2 protein-coding genes and 1 pseudogene are annotated in these 2,447 nt (G+C 73.3%); all 3 read left to right on the forward strand.

Translation table 11 applies throughout. The features are described from left to right. Positions 1 to 31: 31 nt before the first annotated feature. Entirely contained in the window at positions 32 to 880 is an 849-nt protein-coding gene (locus D588_RS0115485; RefSeq protein ID WP_017916633.1) for an MBL fold metallo-hydrolase, read from the forward strand. Then, positions 873 to 2,054: a hypothetical protein gene (locus D588_RS0115490; protein WP_026143762.1), complete on the forward strand. Its 1,182-nt coding sequence runs from the start codon at positions 873 to 875 to the stop codon at positions 2,052 to 2,054. The genes D588_RS0115485 and D588_RS0115490 overlap by 8 nt, the downstream gene beginning before the upstream one ends. Next, positions 2,051 to 2,447: pseudogene (locus D588_RS0115495) on the forward strand (hypothetical protein); the annotation flags it as partial. The gene D588_RS0115490 and the pseudogene D588_RS0115495, both read left to right, overlap by 4 nt.

Here is a 2,447-nt window from a genome sequence, read left to right on the forward strand (position 1 = left end):
CCGAGGCCGGGCTGGCCGCGCTGGGGCGGCCATGAGCGCGCCCCGGCTGCGCTGGCGGCTGTACGAGGCTGGCCACTGCACGCACCCCGAACGCGCCACGCGCCGCGGCGCGCCGCTGGCGCCGTGCCCGTTCCCGGCGCTGGCGGCCCTGCTGCAGCATCCACAGCAGGGCGACCTGTTGTTCGATACCGGCTATTCGCCCCACTTCTTCGACGCCACCGCGCGCTTCCCCGAACGCCTGTACCGCTGGCTGACCCCGGTGCAGTTGGCACCTGGGCAATCGCTACGCGAACAACTCGCCCGCGACGGCGTGGATGCGGAGCGCATCGACTGGATCGTGCTGTCGCATTTCCATGGCGACCACGTCGGCGGCGTCGCCGATTTCCCGCAGGCGCGCCTGGCCTGCGCGCAACAGGCCTGGGACGATCTGCAGCGCCGCGGCCGGCTGGCCGCGCTGCGCGAAGGTTTCCTGCCGGCGCTGCTGCACGGCGCGCGCCCGCGCATGCACTGGATCGAGGCGCTGCCCACGGCGCTGTCGCCCGCCGCACTGCGCGACTTCGGCACGCCGCGCGACCTGTTCGGCGACGGCAGCGTGCTGCTGGTGCCGCTGCCCGGACATGCGCCCGGCCACTACGGCCTGTGGTTCGAGGACGCGCACGGCCCGGTGTTCCTGATCGCCGACGCGGCCTGGTCCAGCGCCGCGCTCGCCGACGGCACGCCGCCGCCGGCCCTGGTCACCCGCCTGCTCGGCGAGCATCGCGTGTATCGCGACACCCTGGCGCGGCTGCATGCGCTGCGCCAGGCCGAGCCGGGCTTGCGCCTGGTGCCCTCGCATTGTCGGCAATGGCGGCCGGCACCGACGGAGCACACGCATGGCTGAGGCCCGCGGGGTGCTGATCACCGGCGCACGCGCGCCGGTCGCGCTGGACCTGGCGCGCCGCTTCGCCACGCAGGGTTGGCGGGTGCACCTGGCCGACAGCGTCGCCAGCCGCATCTCCGGCTGGTCGCGCGCGGTGGCCGGGCATCACCGCATCGCACCGGCACGCGATGCGCCACGCGCCTGGCTGGCCGATCTCAACGCCCTGCTCGCGCGCCAGCGCATCGACGTGCTGGTGCCGACCTGCGAGGAAGTGTTCTACCTGGCCCGCTATCGCAGTGCGCTGCCGACGCAGTTGCAGCTGCCGTTGCACGACTTCGACACGCTGCGCACGCTGCACAGCAAGTACCACTTCATGGAACTGGCGCTCGGACTCGGCAGCGATGTGGAGGTGCCCGCCAGCGTGCGCGTGCGCAGCCTGGCGCAGGCGCGCGAATGGGCCGGCGACGCGCCGCTGGTATTGAAACCAGAATTCTCGCGATTCGGCGTGCATGTCCGGCTCTATCCGGACGGTGTGACCGCCGATGCCACGCCGCTGCCCGCGCAGGGCGACTGGGTCGCACAGCGCTACTATGAGGGCGAGGAACGCTGCTCGTATGCGCTGGCGCGCGACGGCGTGCTGCTGGCGCATGCGGTGTACCGCCCGCGCTACCGCCTGCGGCGCAGTTCCAGCTACTACTTCGACGCCGCACCGAACCCGCAGATCGAGCGTTTCACCGCGCAACTGGTGCAGGCGCTGCGCTTCACTGGGCAGATTTCCTTCGACTGGATGGTGTCCGCGCAAGGGCGCTGCAGCGTGATCGAATGCAATCCGCGTGCGACCAGCGGCCTGCACCTGTTCGCCGCGACCGATCCGCTGGTGGCCTTGCTGTGCGGCGACGCGGGCGCGGCGCCGGCGCCGTTGCGCCCGGCCGACGACCGCGCAGCGATGCTGGGCATGCTGATGCTGGGCGTGGCGTTGCCGGCGGCGCTGGGCCAGGGTCGGCTGCGGCAGTGGCGCCGCGACTACGCACGCGCCGAGGACGTACTGGCGCCGCGCGGCGACCGCTGGCCGTTGGCCGGCACGCTGTGCGACCTGGGCAGCCACGCGCGCCTGGCGCTGGCACAACGCTGCAGCGTGCGCGAAGCCGCCACCCGCGATACCGAGTGGGACGGCGAGGCACTGCCGCCGCCATGAGCCATGGCGACGCCCCCGCCGCAGCCGCCGACTACGCCGCGCAGCTGCAACGCTTCGCCGCGCTGCATGCCGGCGGCGAGGCGCAGCAGCTGGCCGACAACGCGCATGCGCGCATCGAGGTGCTGCAGGCCGGCGCGCTCGCGCTGCCGGTGACGGTCGGCGAACGCCACCCGGGCAACGCCTGGGTGTGCTCGCCGCGCACCACCTATGCCGACTACGCCGCCGAGGAAGCCGCGCGGCTGTTGCCGGGCGCGCTGGCCGCGCCGGTACGCGGCCTGTGCGGCGGCATCGGCGCGTGGCTGGACTGGGCACGGATCGACCGTGCGGTCACCCTCAACAACTGGCTGCTGTCCACCAACCTGTACCCGCCGCTGCCGCCGAGCGGCTTTTGCG

Source organism: Xanthomonas sp. SHU 308 (assembly GCF_000364645.1).
GTDB lineage: Bacteria > Pseudomonadota > Gammaproteobacteria > Xanthomonadales > Xanthomonadaceae > Xanthomonas_A > Xanthomonas_A sontii.

What these genes read in the sequence shown, in the direction of transcription:
- D588_RS0115490 (WP_026143762.1), top strand. Translation starts at nt 873, where the DNA reads ATGGCTGAGGCCCGCGGGGTGCTGATCACCGGCGCACGCGCGCCGGTC.
- D588_RS0115485 (WP_017916633.1), top strand. Translation starts at nt 32, where the DNA reads ATGAGCGCGCCCCGGCTGCGCTGGCGGCTGTACGAGGCTGGCCACTGC.